General features: G+C 59.5%; 1 protein-coding gene. It reads right to left on the bottom strand.

What is annotated here, in order from left to right:
* Positions 1 to 252: UvrD-helicase domain-containing protein (locus SB765_RS31910; RefSeq protein WP_410932795.1), on the bottom strand; the 252-nt coding region annotated here is incomplete at both ends.

Below are 252 nucleotides of genomic sequence, written 5' to 3'. Positions count from 1 at the left end.
CTCCTGCTCGAACAGCATGCCCGACTCAAAGGCATTGAGATTCAGCATCCGCTGACAGAAGCCGTGAATGGTGAAAATGGCGGCTTCATCCATCTGCCGCTCGGCAGCCAGCAGCTGCGCGGCGGCCTGACTCAGATCCGGCATCTGCTCCAGCAGTAACTGGTGCATCGGATTGCTGCTTTTGCCGCGGATACAGGCCAGACGTAGCTGATGAATATTCTCGCGGATGCGCCCGCGCAATTCGGCGGTCGC

This window comes from Pseudomonas sp. SIMBA_067 (assembly GCF_046534675.1).
GTDB classification, from domain to species: Bacteria; Pseudomonadota; Gammaproteobacteria; order Pseudomonadales; family Pseudomonadaceae; genus Aquipseudomonas; species Aquipseudomonas putida.
This window is presented reverse-complemented; position numbering and strand designations above follow the sequence as displayed.